15 protein-coding genes are annotated in these 14,402 nt (G+C 67.3%); 8 read left to right on the forward strand and 7 right to left on the reverse strand.

The window, feature by feature from the left end:
* Positions 1–84 precede the first annotated feature (84 nt).
* Positions 85–900, reverse strand: a complete 816-nt coding sequence (locus A5779_RS26340) for an AraC family transcriptional regulator (RefSeq protein WP_064886671.1) — start codon at positions 898–900, stop codon at positions 85–87.
* A 27-nt stretch (positions 901–927) separates the two neighbouring features.
* Between A5779_RS26340 and A5779_RS26345 the strand changes: the two genes are divergently transcribed.
* From A5779_RS26345 to A5779_RS26355, 3 genes are read left to right on the forward strand one after another with little or no spacing between them, the layout of a single operon-like run.
* Complete coding sequence (locus A5779_RS26345; protein ID WP_064886672.1) at positions 928–1,398, forward strand: VOC family protein; 471 nt, start codon at positions 928–930, stop codon at positions 1,396–1,398.
* 9 nt (positions 1,399–1,407) lie between these two features.
* On the forward strand, positions 1,408–1,845 hold the full coding sequence (locus A5779_RS26350; RefSeq protein WP_064886673.1) for an HIT family protein: 438 nt from the start codon (positions 1,408–1,410) through the stop codon (positions 1,843–1,845).
* 10 nt (positions 1,846–1,855) lie between these two features.
* Positions 1,856–2,299, forward strand: coding sequence for a nitroreductase family deazaflavin-dependent oxidoreductase (locus A5779_RS26355; protein ID WP_064886710.1), 444 nt, complete (start codon positions 1,856–1,858; stop codon positions 2,297–2,299).
* On the opposite strand, the gene A5779_RS26360 is transcribed toward A5779_RS26355, so the two are convergent.
* Positions 2,296–3,345: an LLM class flavin-dependent oxidoreductase gene (locus A5779_RS26360; RefSeq protein WP_064886674.1), complete on the reverse strand. Its 1,050-nt coding sequence runs from the start codon at positions 3,343–3,345 to the stop codon at positions 2,296–2,298. The two genes, A5779_RS26355 and A5779_RS26360, sit on opposite strands and share 4 nt — an antisense overlap.
* A 13-nt stretch (positions 3,346–3,358) precedes the next feature.
* Complete coding sequence (locus A5779_RS26365) at positions 3,359–4,207, reverse strand: uracil-DNA glycosylase (protein WP_064886675.1); 849 nt, start codon at positions 4,205–4,207, stop codon at positions 3,359–3,361.
* Positions 4,208–4,275: 68 nt separating this feature from the next.
* On the opposite strand from A5779_RS26365, the gene tap reads away from it, so the two are divergent.
* Both tap and A5779_RS26375 read left to right on the forward strand, forming a co-directional pair.
* The gene (tap, locus tag A5779_RS26370; RefSeq protein ID WP_064886676.1) at positions 4,276–5,529 is read left to right on the forward strand and encodes a multidrug efflux MFS transporter Tap; all 1,254 of its coding nucleotides are present in this window, start codon (positions 4,276–4,278) and stop codon (positions 5,527–5,529) included.
* A gap of 77 nt (positions 5,530–5,606) precedes the next feature.
* The gene (locus A5779_RS26375; protein ID WP_064886711.1) at positions 5,607–6,971 is read left to right on the forward strand and encodes an FAD-binding oxidoreductase; all 1,365 of its coding nucleotides are present in this window, start codon (positions 5,607–5,609) and stop codon (positions 6,969–6,971) included.
* A gap of 7 nt (positions 6,972–6,978) precedes the next feature.
* Here A5779_RS26375 and A5779_RS26380 read toward each other — a convergent pair whose 3' ends face one another.
* Complete coding sequence (locus tag A5779_RS26380; protein WP_082941861.1) at positions 6,979–7,854, reverse strand: rhomboid family intramembrane serine protease; 876 nt, start codon at positions 7,852–7,854, stop codon at positions 6,979–6,981.
* Between the two features lie 65 nt (positions 7,855–7,919).
* Between A5779_RS26380 and A5779_RS26385 the strand changes: the two genes are divergently transcribed.
* The 3 genes from A5779_RS26385 to A5779_RS26395 are packed head-to-tail and all read left to right on the forward strand — an operon-like array spanning position 7,920 to position 10,630.
* Positions 7,920–9,158, forward strand: a complete 1,239-nt coding sequence (locus A5779_RS26385) for a cytochrome P450 (RefSeq protein WP_064886678.1) — start codon at positions 7,920–7,922, stop codon at positions 9,156–9,158.
* Entirely contained in the window at positions 9,158–9,748 is a 591-nt protein-coding gene (locus A5779_RS26390) for a TetR/AcrR family transcriptional regulator (protein WP_064886679.1), read from the forward strand. Before A5779_RS26385 ends, A5779_RS26390 begins: the two co-directional genes overlap by 1 nt.
* A 45-nt stretch (positions 9,749–9,793) precedes the next feature.
* Positions 9,794–10,630 (forward strand): DUF5995 family protein, encoded by an 837-nt coding sequence (locus tag A5779_RS26395; protein WP_064886680.1) that lies wholly within the window; start codon positions 9,794–9,796, stop codon positions 10,628–10,630.
* Between the two features lie 20 nt (positions 10,631–10,650).
* Here the strand turns inward: A5779_RS26395 and A5779_RS26400 are convergent, their stop codons facing one another.
* The 3 genes from A5779_RS26400 to A5779_RS26410 are packed head-to-tail and all read right to left on the reverse strand — an operon-like array spanning position 10,651 to position 14,342.
* A complete protein-coding gene (locus tag A5779_RS26400) occupies positions 10,651–11,361 on the reverse strand; it encodes a siderophore-interacting protein (protein ID WP_064886681.1) in 711 nt (236 codons plus the stop codon).
* Between the two features lie 51 nt (positions 11,362–11,412).
* Positions 11,413–12,594, reverse strand: a complete 1,182-nt coding sequence (locus tag A5779_RS26405; RefSeq protein WP_064886682.1) for an acyltransferase family protein — start codon at positions 12,592–12,594, stop codon at positions 11,413–11,415.
* Positions 12,591–14,342, reverse strand: coding sequence for a DEAD/DEAH box helicase (locus tag A5779_RS26410; protein ID WP_064886683.1), 1,752 nt, complete (start codon positions 14,340–14,342; stop codon positions 12,591–12,593). The genes A5779_RS26405 and A5779_RS26410 overlap by 4 nt, the downstream gene beginning before the upstream one ends.
* Positions 14,343–14,402 lie beyond the last annotated feature (60 nt).

Consider the following 14,402-nt stretch of genomic DNA (forward strand, 5'->3'; position numbering starts at 1 on the left):
AACAACGACCTCGCCTACGAACGCGACTACCAAGCCTGGCTCGCCGAAGAAAACGGACCACCACCACCCTTCTGAGAAGAGCGATCAACCTTCGGTGGGCTCGGCCGCGTTCTGAGCGGCGTACTCCCCCGGCGTGCTGCCCAGCATGGACCGAAAGTCGTTGATGAAATGGGCCTGGTCATACCAGCCGAGTCGTACTGCCAGATCAGCGAAGTCGACTCCGGGCACGGTCTCGATCTCCAAAGCCGCCTGCTGCAGCCGATATCGGCACAGTACCCATTTGATCGTCACCCCGACATAGCGCCGGAACACCCGCTGCGTGGTTCGCGTACTCCACGGCGAGAGCTCCATGACCTGCTCCACCCGCTGCAATGTCGCGTCGTCACGCATCCGGTCGATCAACGGGCAGAGCGCCCGGTAGGTCGGGTCGGGCTCACCGGCCATCGCACCGATCGCCTCGTCCAGATCCGGTGCGCCCAACAACCCGTCGTCCACCGGCACTACGCGGCCGGTGAGCGCCGCAGCGTCCCCACCGAAACGGCCAACGAAACCACCGGGACGAAATCGCGCCCCAACCACACCACCCCGACCGCTGATCGTGATGCGGAAAACCTCGGGCACCACCCCGTGCAGCAACGTGGCGGGCAGCCGATGCCCATGGCGCACAACATCATCGCCCCACTCGTGGGTGAGATGCATGGCAGGGAAGGTGATCACCGTGCTCTCGAATGGACCTGCCTCATGCCGGTCCCAGGTCACCGACCAGAAGTGCTCGACGAAGCTCGCAGCCGCCTCCGACGGCGCCCACCGCTGAAGGTCGAATGCCGAGGCACTGCCCGCACGGCCGACCACGCCGCGCATCGGCGCGTTCTGCTGTGACGCGTTTTTCCAAGCCGGCATTGACCCCAGCCTACGAAACTGGTCGACATGAGTGTCACACCGATTCCGGAGGGCTACACGAGCCTGACCCCGTTCATCTGCGTCGACGGCGCTGCCGACGCGATCGCTTTCTACCAGAACGTGTTCGGTGCCACGGTCGTCGAGCGGATGGACGGCGCTGATGGCACCGTCTCGCATGCCGAGCTGGATTTCGGCAACGGTCGACTGCAACTCGGCGACCCGCAGGAGGCCTTTCAGATCGCCGCTCCCGCACCAGGCGCCCCGGCAACCTATTCGATGGGGCTGTACTGCCCCGACGTCGATGACGTGGTGACCCGCGCGGAGAAAGCCGGGGCGACCATCCGCGAACCTGCGCAGACGTTCGTCACCGGTGACCGGTTCGCGTCCGTCCTCGACCCGTTCGGTCTGCGCTGGACCGTGATGACCCGCGTCGAAGACCTCACGCCGGCCGAACGTGAACGACGCGTCGCCGAATGGGCGGCCACCGCCGGCGGCTAACGTGGCGGGATGTCTTGCGTGTTCTGCGCCATCGCCGCAGGTGATGCCCCCGCCATCCGCATCTACGAGGACGACAACTACCTGGGCGTCCTCGACATCAGGCCGTTCACCCGAGGACACACCCTGGTGATCCCGAAGCGGCACAGCGTCGACCTGACGGATACGCCGGCCGAGACCGTGGCGGAGATGGCCCGCATCGGTCAACGCATCGCGCGTGCAGCCCGCCGATCCGGACTGCACGCCGACGGCAACAACATCGTGATCAATGACGGCAAAGCCGCCTTCCAGAGCGTGTTCCACATCCATCTGCACGTCGTGCCGCGCCAAACCGGCGACAAGCTGTCCTTCGTCAAGGGCATGATGGTGCGCCGCGATCCGGACCGCGAGGAATCGGGACGCCTGTTACGTGCAGCGTTGGCGGAGCTCGACGAATCCGCGCAGGATTGAGCCCATGAGCATGCCCTGGTGGGAGCGGTATATCGGCCTCCCGTTGCTGTTGCTGCACGACAAGGTCTACAAGGCCACCGACGGCCGGATCGGCCATCACATCCCAGGCGGTCCGACCGCCCTGATCCTGCATACGGTGGGTGCCAAAACCGGTCTGCAGCGCGCGAATTCGCTGACCTACGCAAAAGACGGCGATAACTACCTCGTCGTGGCGTCGAAGGGTGGTGAACCGACGGCACCCGGCTGGTACCACAACCTGAAGGCAAATCCGCAGGTCGAGATCAACGTCGGCCCCAAGCGATTCGGTGTGACGGCCACGCCGGTGATGCCCGATGAGCCCGACTACCCGCGGCTGTGGGAGATCGTCAACGCGATGCCGGGCAACAAGGACCGTTACAAGGGGTACCAGAAGCGGACGTCACGTCCGATCCCGGTGATCGTGCTGAGCCCCTAGAACAGCTCCTTGGCCAGCAGTTCCAGGGTGGTGTCACGGGCCGTCGCGGTCGTCGGATCGGCGCCGCGACGAGCCGAGCCCACGGGGTTGACCATCACCTCGTCGACGTCGAATTCCTCGGCCAAGGCCCGGACCTGCTCTGCCGCCTCGGTAGGTGAACCGACCACGGCGCGCGCGAGCCCGGAGGCCACAACGGCCTGCGCCTGCGGGGTCATGGTCGTCGCCTCGGCGTCCTCGACGAGATCGAGAGCGCCGAACGGCTGGCCGGTGCGCAGCCGGCCCATCATCTGTAATTGCGGCAGGAGCAGGGCCCTGGCCTCTTCGCTCGTCTCTGCCACCGAGGCGTTGACAGTCAGGAAGGTCACCGGCTCGGACGCCAGATCGCTGGGCTGGAACTCGTCGCGGTAGACGGCCAGCGCCTCGGCGGTGCCGTGCCCGGAGAAATGGTGGGCGAAGACGTACGGCAGCCCCTTGGCCGCGGCCAGGTGCGCTGAGTACATCGACGAGCCGAGCAGCCACATCCGGGGTTCGGTGACCGCGACGGGCGTCGCCTTGAGCACGTAGTTCTCCCGCATCAGGTCGCGCGGCAACGGCACGCGGACACCGCGCGCACTCATCAAGGCCACCACGTCGTCGAGGTACTGCGGGAACGCTTCGATATCGCGATCGTCGCGCCCGGCGGCGCCACGCAGGGCCAGCGAGGTGACCGGGTCTGATCCCGGGGCCCGACCGATGCCTAGATCGATGCGACCGGGATGGGCGGCCTCCAGCAGCGCGAACTGTTCGGCCACCGCCAGCGGTGCGTGGTTGGGCAGCATCACCCCGCCCGACCCCAGCCGCAGTTGCGTGGTGTGCGCGGCGAGATGCGCGATCAGCACCGGCGGGCTGGTGGCGGCCACCGCGGGCATGTTGTGGTGTTCTGCGAGCCAGTAGCGGGTGTATCCGAGCCGGTCAGCGGTCTGCGCCAGGTGTGTCGTGGCCGTCAGGGCGTCGGCAGTGGACTGGTCGGTGCGAACCGGGACGAGGTCGAGGACAGAAAGCCGCATGACAGCGTCAACGTCACGAGCGGCCCGGTTCGTTCCCGTCCGCCTCGGTCACCAGGTGCTCGGCGGTGACGAAGATGTCGTCGAGCATGGCAGGCGTGAGCCGGCCGGTGAAGGTGTTCTGCTGGCTGGGGTGGAAGCATCCGAGAAGCGTGACCGGGCCGAACGCCGAGGTCAGCGACGCCGTTGCACCGTGGCCGAACTTTGGGGCGGGTTTGGGGCGATCCCCGATCAACTCCAGCGCCGCCCGCCAGGCAAAGCCGCCCAATGCGATGACCACGCGCACCGACGGTCCGGCCAGCCGCCATTCGGCCTGCAGCCATGGCGCGCAGGTGGCCCGCTCGGCCGGTGTGGGCGCATTCGCCGGAGGAGCGCAGCGCACCGCGGCCGCCATCCGGGTGCCGCTCAACTGCAGACCGTCGGCGGCGTCGACGCTCTCGGCCTGGTTCGCCAGACCGGTCCGGTGCAGCGCGGCGAACAGGAAATCCCCCGAGCGGTCGCCGGTGAACACCCTGCCGGTGCGGTTGGCGCCCTGCGCGGCAGGCGCCAGCCCGACGATGAAGATCCGCGGCTGCTCCGAACCGAACCCCGTCGCCGGGCGACCCCAATATGGTTGATCGGCAAAAGATTTCCGCTTGGCGATCGCGACCTCTTCGCGCCAGGTGACCAACCGGGGGCAGGCCCGGCACACCGAGATCAGCGCGTCCAGCTCGTCCACCGACCCGGCCCCGGCCGCCAGCCGCCGCACCTGCGCGGCGGTCTTCGCCACCGGAGTGGATGGGGTGGCCGGATCACCGGGCCAGCCCGAGCCTGGCGGTACCGGGGACGTGAACAGTTCTCCGGTCCTTGGATGAGCGAGCTCCATCAGCTCACTGTGCCCGAAATTCCGTCGCGACGGGTGCGGGCACGCTGCTAGATTCGGCCGCGATAGCCATGACCGACACCAAGCGCGGCCCACTGCTGCTGATCCTGTTCGCCGCGCTGATGGCCGGGGCGGGCAATGGCATCACGATCGTCGCGTTCCCCTGGCTGGTGTTGCAGCGCAACGGTTCCGCGCTCGACGCGTCGATCGTGGCGATGGCCGGGACCCTGCCGCTGCTGATCGCCACGCTGATCGCCGGGGCAGCCGTGGACTATCTGGGCCGGCGGCGCGTCTCGATGATCTCCGATCTACTGTCGGCCCTGTCTGTGGCGGCGGTTCCGACGCTGGCCCTGACCTTCGGGGTGGACGCGGTGAATGTCGCGGTGCTGGCTGTCCTGGCCGCGTTGGGCGCCTTCTTCGACCCGGCCGGGATGACGGCCCGCGAGACCATGCTGCCCGAGGCCGCCGGCCGCGCGGGGTGGACGTTGGACCACGCCAACTCCGTGTACGAGGCGGTGTTCAACCTGGCCTACATCGTCGGTCCAGGCATCGGCGGCCTGTTGATCGCCACCATCGGTGGAATCAACACGATGTGGGTGACCGCCGGGGCGTTCTGCTGTTCGATCCTGGCCATCTCGATCCTGCGGCTCGAAGGTGCGGGCACGCCGGACCGCTCCATGCTGACCGAAGGCGTCCTCGCGGGCATCGTCGAAGGGCTTCGATTCGTCTGGCACACACCGGTATTGCGCACCCTCGCGATCGTCGACCTGGTGGCCACCGGGCTGTACATGCCCATGGAATCGGTCCTTTTCCCGAAATACTTCACCGACCGCAACGAACCCACCGAACTGGGCTGGGTACTGATGGCGCTGAGCATCGGCGGGTTGCTGGGGGCGCTCGGCTACGCGGTGCTGTCACGACCGCGGGCGGTCAATCGGGCACCGTACATGAGCCGACGGGCCACCATGCTGACCGCGGTGATCACGCTCGGCGTGGCGATGACGGTCATCGCGTTCCTGCCACCGCTTCCACTGATCCTGGTGCTGTGCGCGATCGTCGGGTTCGTCTACGGGCCGATCGCGCCCATCTACAACTACGTCATGCAGACCACCGCCCCGCAGCACCTGCGCGGCCGCGTGGTCGGGGTGATGGGTTCACTGGCCTACGCCGCCGGCCCGCTCGGCCTGATCCTGGCCGGACCGCTGGCCGACGCCGCCGGCCTGCACGCGACGTTCCTGGCCCTGTCCCTGCCGATGCTGCTGCTGGGTCTGGTCGCGGTCTTCCTGCCGGCACTGCGCGCCTTGGACTCCGGTCGTCAGCATTGACTCTGCGCCCACGGTGAGAAACTGCAGGTGATCAGCGCCCTCACCGCAGAGTGAACGGCCCGAACTACGATTCCGGTGTGGAATCCGCGCTGTCGAAGTTGATCGCCGAACTGCCCGAGGGGGTCGTGGTCACCGACCCCGACATCCTGGCCTCCTACCGCCAGGACCGGGCTGCCGATCCGGCGGCGGGCACCCCGCTGGCGGTGGTTCGGCCGACCCGCACCGAGGAAGTCCAGACCGTGCTGCGTTGGGCCGGCGAGCACCGGGTGACGGTCGTCCCGCGTGGCGCAGGGACCGGGTTGTCGGGCGGCGCGACCGCGCTGAACGGCGGGATCGTGTTGTCCACCGAGAAGATGCGTGACATCACCGTCGACCCGGTCACCCGCACCGCTGTCGTGCAGCCCGGCCTGCTCAACGCCGAGGTGAAGAAAGCCGTTGCCGCACACGGGCTGTGGTATCCGCCCGACCCGTCGTCGTTCGAGATCTGCAGCATCGGCGGCAATGTCGCGACCAATGCGGGCGGGCTGTGCTGCGTCAAGTACGGCGTCACCACCGACTACGTGCTCGGGCTGCAGGTGGTGCTGGCCGACGGCACCGCGGTACGGCTGGGCGGCCCGCGCTTGAAAGACGTTGCGGGCCTGAGCCTGACGAAGCTGTTCGTCGGCAGCGAGGGGACGCTGGGAATAGTCACCGAGGCGACGCTGCGGCTGCTACCCCCGCAGCACTCCCCGTGCACCGTGGTGGCCACGTTCGATTCCGTGGAAGCCGCGTCGAACTCGGTCGTGAAGATCACCGGCAAGATCCGGCCGTCCATGCTGGAGTTCATGGACTCCGTGGCGATCAACGCCGTCGAGGACAAGCTCAAGATGGGCCTCGACCGCAACGCCGCGGCGATGATGGTGGCCGCCTCCGACGATCGCGGTGCCGCGGGCGCCGACGACGCCGCGTTCATGGCCCAGGTGTTCACTGAATGCGGTGCCACCGAGGTGTTCTCGACGTCCGATCCGGACGAGGGTGAGGCCTTCGTGGCCGCCCGCCGTTTCGCCATCCCGGCCGTCGAGGCCAAGGGCTCACTGCTGCTGGAGGATGTCGGTGTGCCGCTGCCCGCACTGGCAGACCTGGTCAGCGGGGTGGCCGAGATCGCGGCCCAGCGGCGACTGCTGATCTCGGTGATCGCCCATGCCGGTGACGGCAACACCCACCCGCTGATCGTGTTCGACCCGGCCGACGCCGATGAGGCGCAGCGGGCTCAGCTGGCGTTCGGCGAGATCATGGACCTCGCGATCGGCCTGGGTGGCACCATCACCGGTGAGCACGGCGTGGGCCGGCTCAAGCAACCGTGGCTGGCCGGCCAGATCGGCCCGGACGCCATGGAACTCAATCACCGGATCAAGCGGGCGCTGGACCCACACAACATCCTCAACCCCGGCGCAGCGATCTAGCCCGGACTCAGGCCGCTGCGAACATCGTCAGCAGATGGCTTGTGCGCCAGGCGATCAACGCAAGGAATACCAGTAGCACCGCCACCGAGACCCCGGCCTGGATGGCATTTCGACGCGCGCCCGGGGCGTACACGTAAGCGGCGGCGATACCCGCACCCGTGATCAGGCCGCCGATGTGGCCCTGCCAGCTGATCGCCCCGGTTCCCAATGCGGGCCCGGCGAAGGTGAACACCAAGTTGATGATGACGACGGCAGCGATCATGCGGACGTCGAGTTGGAGCTTGCGGGCCACCACGAAGATCGCACCGAACAGGCCGAAGATCGCCCCGGATGCGCCGGCGGTCGGGACGTTGACCGGCGTGAGCAGGTACACCAGTACCGAACCGCCCAGCGCGCTGAGCGCATACAACGCCCCGTATCGCAGCCGGCCCAGCCACTGCTCCAGCGGCGGACCCACCACGTAGAGGGCCCACATGTTGAACAACAGGTGCATCACGCCGTAGTGCAGAAAAGCCGAGGTCACCAGCCGGTAGTACTGGTCGTAGACCGCGATCCCCGGGGCCCACAACGTCAGCTCCTCGGTGACCCGATCCCCCGAGGCCATCTGCAGCACGAACATCACGACGTTCACCGCGATCAGCGCGTAGGTCAGGATCGGCGCCCCGGCCCGGGCCACCCCGCCGAACTGCGTGCGCTCGGCCCGCACCGACCTGGCGCCCTCGTTGACGCACTCCACACACTGATGGCCGACGGCCGCCGAGCGCATGCACTCGGGGCAGACAGGGCGCCCGCAGCGGGTGCAGCTCACATAGGTGGGACGGTCCGGATGCCGGTAACACGTCGGCGTCTGGGCAGGTAGCTGCGGCGTGCCAGGGGTGTTCATCACGCCCGAGCCTAATGCGGGTCCGACTATTGACACAGATGCCACGACTGTCGTACGAATAAGACATGGCAGCGACTTTGTCTCACAGCTCCGCCCGGTTCGTTCCCGCCGACGCCGACACCTGGCCCAATCCGTGGCCGATGTACGCCGCTCTGCGCGACCACGATCCCGTGCACCACGTCGTGCCCGAGGAGTCGCCGGAGCACGACTACTACGTGCTCTCCCGGCACGCCGACATCTGGGCGGCCGCCCGGGACCACGAGACCTTCTCCTCGGCGCAGGGCCTGACGGTCACCTACGGAGAGCTGGACATGATCGGGCTCGCCGACAACCCGCCGTTCGTCATGCAGGATCCACCGGTGCACACCGAGTTCCGCAAGCTGGTCTCGCGCGGGTTCACCCCGCGTCAGGTGGAAGCGGTGGAGCCCAAGGTGCGGGAATTCGTCATCGAGCGCCTCGAGGGGTTGCGCTCGAATGGCGGCGGGGATATCGCCGCCGAGTTGTTCAAGCCGCTGCCCTCGATGGTCGTCGCGCACTACCTCGGGGTGCCCGAGGCAGACCGGGACCAGTTCGACGGCTGGACAGACGCCATCGTCGCGGCCAACAGCTCGGCCGGCGGTATCACGGCGGCGATGGGCACCGCCGGGGCTGCAGTGGCCTCGATGATGGGCTACTTCTCCGAGCTCATCGAACGACGCCGCCGCGAGCCCGGCGACGACACCATCTCGCACCTGGTGGCCGCCGGCGTCGGTGCGGACGGCGACATCGCCGGCGTGCTGTCGATTCTGGCCTTCACGTTCACCATGGTCACCGGCGGCAACGACACCACCACCGGAATGTTGGGCGGCGCAGTGCAACTCCTGCAGCAGCGGCCCGATCAGCGTCAACTTCTGATCGACGACCCCGAACTGATCCCGGAAGCTGTCGACGAGTTCCTGCGGCTGACCTCCCCGGTGCAGGGTCTGGCCCGCACCACCACCCGCGACGTCACCATCGGCGACACCACCATCCCGGCCGGGCGCAAGACGCTGTTGCTGTACGGCTCGGGCAACCGCGACGAGCGTGAATTCGGTGAGAACGCAGCCGAACTCGACGTGCGACGCGCCCCGCGCAACATCCTGACCTTCAGCCACGGTGCACACTTCTGCCTCGGCGCAGCAGCTGCCCGCATGCAGTCCCGGGTGGCACTGACCGAATTGCTCTCCCGCTACCCCGGTTTCGAGGTCGACCTGGACGCGGTGGTCTGGGCCGGCGGCAGCTATGTGCGACGGCCGTTCTCCGTGCCGTTCCGAGCCGGGGCCTGATGCCCCGCGACTGGTTGTCGGCCCGGCGGTCCGAAGTGGCCGCCGACCACATCCTCGACGCCGCCGACTCGCTGTTCACCCAGCAGAACGCGGCGACCGTCGGCATGCACGAGATAGCCGCCGCCGCAGGATGTTCCCGCGCCACGCTGTACCGCTATTTCGAGAACCGCGAGGCGCTCTACACCGCCTATGTGCACCGCGAGGCACGTCGGCTGTACGAAGAGGTCAGCGAACAGGTGGCCACGGTCACCGATCCGGCGCAGCGCCTGATCGAGGGCGTGATCACCGCGCTGCGGGCAGTGCGTGTCAGCCCGGCGCTGTCGTCGTGGTTCGCCACCGCTCAACCGCCGATCGGCGGCGAGATGGCCGAACACTCCGAGGTGATCCGCGCGTTGGTGGAAGGCTTCGTGCGTTCACTCGCCGGCGAAACGGGGCAGCGCGACGACGTCGTGGGCCGCCGCGCCAGGTGGCTGGTGCGCGTCATGGTGTCGCTGCTGGTCTTCCCCGGCGTCGACGAGGCGGACGAGCGGACCATGCTGGCCGAGTTCGTCGCCCCGCTGGTGATCCCGTCAGGACTGCGCGCACAGTAGCCGATTGCCCGGCACGCAGGGCGAACCTGCCCCATACTTTCGATTATGGCCAGCCACCCGACGCCACTGCCGCCGCTCCCGGCGGTCACCAGCATTGCCGAGGTTGTCTCGGCCATCGACACGGTCACCGATTGGGCTGTGGAAACGTCAAGTCGGCTGGGCTATTTCGCCGCCCTGTACAAAAGGATCACCATCGCAGTAGGCACCGCGGTCGACGCCGGCACATTCGAGGACGGTCCACGGATGGACCGGCTCGACGCGGCGTTCGCACAGCGCTACTTCGATGCGCTCAACGGCTACTTCCACCCGGACCGGTACCCGAAACCCACCCGGTCCTGGCGGGCCACCTTCGAGTGGGCCGACAAACCCGCACCGATCCTGGTGCAGCACATGCTCGCCGGCGTCACCGCCCACATCGTCCTCGACCTCGGCATCGCGGTACAGGGTCTCGTGGGAGCAGGCCGGCTACCGTCGCTGCACAAGGACTTCGACACCATCAACGCCGTGCTGGCGAGCCAGATCGCCGGGGTGGTCAACGACATCAACGAGCTGTCACCGGCGCTGGCCGACATCTATGCCGTGCTCCAACAGCATCAGATCTTCGTCCTGAACGAGGCGATCCGCTCCCTGCGTGACAGCGCATGGCGGTTCGCCACGGTGCTGGCGTTGGAACCCGGATTCGCGCGGCCACCGACGATCTGGGCCCGAGACCTCCAGGTGAGCCGGCAGGCGCAGGCCGTGTTCGACCCACCCAGCCTGGTCGGCGCCTTCGATCTGGCGATCAAGGAGATCGCCGCGCGCGAGAGTCGCGATGTGGCCCACAACGTTCGGGTGCTCGACCAGATCGCCGAGACGCCCGCCCCGATTCAGACAGTGCTTTGACGGTGTGAGGCCGGGCGGCGTCAGGCCACCCAGTAGGCCTGCGCCTTGATGGACTTGCGCGGGATCCCGTATTCCTCGCGGAAGACCCGTGCCACGGCCCGGGTGGTGCGGTTGTTGCATGCGACCCAACCGAAATGGTCCGAGGCGTCAAAGGCCGACGCGCTGACGGTCGCCAGCAGATCCTCTTCCGCCCGGTCCACCCAGATGATCTCCGCGCCACCGGTGACCGGCAGCTCGCGGTCGTCGTCATATCCGGCCTCCAGGAAGACCCAGGCCGGGGTATCCCCGATCGCGTCCAACAGTGAGTTGATCGCGGGAAGCGACGCCGTGTCACCGACGATCACATAACCGGCCGGTGCCGGCTCGGGTAGGGCGAAATTGCTGCCGAGGACCGTCACGTCCAGGACGTCGCCGGGCTGGGCCGCACGGGCCCAGCGGGTGGCGATGCCGTCGTGCATGGCGAAATCGATGTCCACGGTGCCGGCGTGCGGATCGGCGTTGACCAGGGTGTAGCCGCGCTGATGAGCCTTGCCGTCGTCGGGAAACCAGCCCCGCACCCACATCGTCGGATGAACCCGATGCTCAGCGAGCAGTTTTTCCGCTTTGAAGTGAAGTCGGAGGTAGTTCGGCGTGAGCTCGGTACGGCCCGAGACCGTCAGCTCGTAGTCACCGCCCCGCCAGAGTTTGACCAGGGCCCCCTCGAGCCCGCGCGACGCCTTCTGCTCGGCCATGCGTACCTCCTGTGAACCTTCTTATTAGGTAAGCTTACCCTAACTAAAAGATCAGGAGCGGACGCGCGTGAACCGGTGCAGCAACCAGGCGGCCGGGATGGTGAACACCATGGTGAGCACGAACAGGTTGAACATCGACCCCGTGTAGACCGGATCGCGCATCACCTCGACCATCACCAACTCCATGATCATCAGGTGGATCAGGAAGATCTCGTAGGAGATCTCACCGAGGAAGACCATCGGGCGCGACGCCAGGAACCGGCTGTACCAACCTCGGTCGCCCAAAGCCGGCGGAGCCACCAGCAGAGCCGCGATCACCGCATAGAAGAACGTCTTGGCCAACGCCTCGCTCAGCTTGGCCGGCGACGTGGTCGGCTCCCCCGCGAGCGGCGTCGACGCGATGAAGTAACACACCACCGCCAACGGCACGCACACCATTCCGTAGCCACGCACCTTGAGCTGGCTCAGCACGGTCAATGCCATACCCGCCACGAACCAGGCCATGTACGTGGGCAGCCACAACCGGGCACCGTCGGGCAGACCCGTGGAATCGTGCACGATCCACAGCCACAGCGGAGACATCGCCGCCAACGAGGCCAGGCCGAAGAACAACAGGCCCGGGCGCCAACGCCGCCGGCACAACACCACCAGCAGCAGATAGGCCACCAGCGGCAACGCGACGTAGAACGCCGCTTCCACCGCCAGGCTCCACATCTGGGTCAACCCCTGATGCAGGTAGGAGAACAGGTAGTTGTCCGTATAGATCTGAGACAACGTCAGATTGCGGAACAGACCCATCCAGGTGTGCCCGGGATTGGGGCCCGCCGTCCGGAAGTGGTAGAGCAGGTAGGCGAGCAGCACCGTGACCACATAGGCCGGCATGATCCGTCGCACCCGGTGCCAGGCGTAGCGGCGGACGGACGGGGACTTGCCCCGCCCGATGTCGCCGGAGGCGGCAGCCCGCACCCACGGTCGGAACAGCAGGAAACCGCTCAGCACGAAGAAGATCGGCACACCGATCTCGGCCCGCGAATACACCAGCCCGAGATAGCCCTGCCCATACTTGCCGGTCGTGTACGCCGCGTGGGTCAGCACCACCAGAATGGCGGCCACCGCACGGATCCCGGTCAGCGACGCGACCCGCGTGGACCCAGAAGCCCCGGAGACCACGTTGTCTACCGACTCGAGGCCACCTTGATCCGACGGCCCCTTCACGCTTCTGGAGACCGTCACTTGGTCTTCCGGTGCGGCTTCCCCGAGCGGTCGCGGTGTTCGGAACGGCCCTTGTACTCACGGCGCGGCCCACGGTCACTATGGTCGGCGCGCTCACCGCGCTCCCGCTCCAGATTGATCAGCATGCCCGAGATCCGGGTGTTCTCCAGCGCCTTGAGCGTCTTGCTCGGCAGCTTCTCCGGCAGCTCCACGAGCGAATAATCACCACGGATGGTGATGTGGCCGAACTCGTTGCGATGCAGGCCGCCTTCGTTGGCGATCGCGCCGACGATGTGGCCGGGACCCACCTTGTGCCGCTTGCCCACCGAGATCCGGTACGTTGCCAGGCCCTCACGCGGCGGACGCTCCTTGCGAGCAGGCCGCTCGCCCCGATCGTCGCGATCGCGCTCCCGGCGCTTCTCCGGCGGCGGCTCGGTCATCAGGAACTCTTCGCCGTTACGCGACTGCAGCGCCAGCGCGGCGGCGATGTCGACCATCGGCACGTCGTTCTCGCGCTCGAAGTCCTCGATGATCCGGCGGAACAATTCCAGGCCCGGACCATTGAGCGAGTCGGTGATGGAATCACGGAACTTGGCCACGCGCTGCGCGTTGACGTCGTCGACGCTGGGCAGCTCGGCCTCGATGACCTTCGACCGGGTGTGCTTCTCGATCGACTTGAGCAGGTGCCGTTCGCGCGGGGTGACGAACAGCAGGGCGTGCCCTGAGCGACCGGCCCGGCCGGTGCGGCCGATGCGGTGCACGTACGACTCGGTGTCATGCGGGATGTCGTAGTTGACGACATGGGAGATGCGCTCGACGTCCAGACCGCGGGCGGCGACGTCGGTGGCGACCAGAATGTCGATCGTGCCGTCCTTGAGCGCGCTGATGGTGCGCTCACGTTGGGACTGGTTGATGTCGCCGTTGATGGCGGCCGCCGCGAAGCCGCGGGCCTTGAGCCGCTCGGCGACCTCCTCGGTGGCCTGCTTGGTGCGGACGAACACGATCATCGCGTCGCCCTCTTCGACCTCGAGCACCCGCGTCAGCGCGTCCAACTTGCGCGCACCCGCCACCTGGATGAACCGCTGGGTGATGTTCTCGGCGGTCGCAGTCTTGGCCTTGACCGTGACCTCGACCGGATCGTGCAGGTACTTGGTGGTGATCTTGCGGATGGCCGGCGGCATCGTGGCCGAGAACAGCGCCACCTGCTTGTACTCCGGGGTGTCGGCGAGGATCCGCTCGACCTCTTCGGCGAAGCCCATGGTGAGCATCTCGTCGGCCTCGTCGAGCACCAGGTAGTCCAGGTTCGACAGATCCAGCGTGCCGCGCTCGAGATGGTCGATCACGCGGCCCGGAGTGCCCACCACGACCTGGGCGCCGCGACGCAGCCCGGACAGCTGCACGGTGTAGGACGCACCGCCGTAGATCGGCAGCACGTTGACCGCAGGAAGGTGCGCGCCGTACCGGCCGAATGCCTCGGCGACCTGCAATGCCAACTCACGAGTCGGTGCCAGCACCAGCGCCTGGGTGGCCTTGCTTGAGGTGTCGATCTTGGACAGGATCGGGATGGCAAAAGCGGCCGTCTTGCCGGTGCCGGTCTGAGCCAGCCCGACCACGTCGGAGCCCGCGAGCATGGCTGGAATGGTCGCGGCCTGGATCGCCGAAGGCGTCTCGTATCCGACATCAGTGACTGCCTTCAACACTGCAGGGTCGATCTGCAGGTCGGCAAACGTTGGGGCGGTATCCCCCGAATCCGGGTCTGGCGAGGTCATCGGTTCAGAAGTCTAGTGCCAATCGGCCGGATTCCCGGCCGCGCGCCTGCACAACCCCGC

Source organism: Mycolicibacterium peregrinum (genome assembly GCF_001665625.1).
GTDB classification, from domain to species: Bacteria; Actinomycetota; Actinomycetes; order Mycobacteriales; family Mycobacteriaceae; genus Mycobacterium; species Mycobacterium peregrinum_B.